The sequence below is a fragment of the Lysobacter enzymogenes genome (assembly GCF_017168095.1).
GTDB lineage: Bacteria > Pseudomonadota > Gammaproteobacteria > Xanthomonadales > Xanthomonadaceae > Lysobacter > Lysobacter enzymogenes_D.
The window spans coordinates 1-1223 of record NZ_LXSD01000233.1 but is presented as its reverse complement, the minus strand read 5'-3'; the positions used below and the strand labels follow the sequence as shown (position 1 = coordinate 1223).

Genomic DNA, 1223 nt, shown 5'->3' with positions numbered 1-1223 from the left:
TCGCCGGACCGGCGCCCTCCGCCGCGCCGGGCGCGCAGCCCGCCGACCTCGCCGGCCTGCGCCTGGAACCGTTGAGCGCGCTGCCCGCGCCGCCGCAGGAGGACAGCGCCGAGACCGCGAGCGACTGCGCGGTCGAGCCCAAGTCCGCCGAGGCCCGCACCGCCGTGGCCCAGGGCTGGAAGGTGTTCGCCGAGCGCGAGTGGCAGGGCTACCGGGTGGTCGGCGTCGCCGCCGCGCCCGGCGTGCTGGCCGGGATGGGCTGCACCGCCGGCGGCGGGCGGCTGCTGTTCTTCCGCGACGGCCGGGCGGTGGCGCAAGTGGTCGAGCCCGGCGCGCGCGCCGAGGAAGCCGACAGCGGCGTGCAGGGCTTCGACGACGGCGAGGACGCCAAGCTGCGCGGCGGCGACGCGGCGCTGGGCGTGTTCGACTGGGCGGTGCAGCGCGCGCGGGTGCGGGCCGAGGACGGCGCGCTGCGCCTGGTCCCGCTGCCGGAAACCGACCGCTACTGCGGCGGCCGCGCCGCGGTGCCGCGGGTGGAAGGCGTGGCCCTGCCGCAGGCGCGCGAACGCCTGCTCGCGCACGGCTGGCGCGCCGCGCCGCCGCCGCGCGAGGAGCCCGGCTTCGTCGGCGATCTGGTCGCGGCCGGCTTTCCCGAAGTCGAGGACTGCGCCGGCACCGGCCAGGGCTTTTGCAGCTTCGCCTACCGCAACGACGCCGGCGACCGCCTGACCCTGGTCAGCGCCGGCGAACTGTCGCGTCCGGAAAAGCCCGGCGACGAGGAATATTGGCCGCATGCGCGCCATGCCGGGGTCGCCTGCGCCGGTGCGGACGCTGCCGCCGCCGGCGAATAGCGGCGGCGGCGGGTCCGCCGCAGCCGGATCGTCGGCAGTTGAGAACTGTGATTGGTCGCACTTTCCGGGCCGGGGCGGGCATCGGCCGGGCGCTTGACATATCATCGACGCTTCGTCGCGCCACCCCGCCGGGGCCGGCGCGTCTCCCGCACCTTCGTCGTCCGGCCGCGAGTCGCGCCCTTTGATGTCCGATGCCTGCCCATCCGCCTACCCGCAAGACTCGCGCCAGCCTGCGCGCACGGGTGCGCGCATGAGCCTGCGGCTGATGGCGGCCGCGGCGGCGCTGGCCGTGCTCGGCGGCGCGCTGGTGTATGCCCACCGCCGCCACGCCGAAGCGCTGCCGGTCGGCGACGCCGGCGTGGCCCAGGCGCC

General features: G+C 77.4%; 1 protein-coding gene. It reads left to right on the top strand.

Going from position 1 to position 1223, the window contains the following annotated elements; translation table 11 throughout:
* The coding region (locus A7A76_RS06140; RefSeq protein ID WP_206410359.1) for a hypothetical protein at window positions 1-851 on the top strand (851 nt) is incomplete at its 5' end.
* Window positions 852-1223 lie beyond the last annotated feature (372 nt).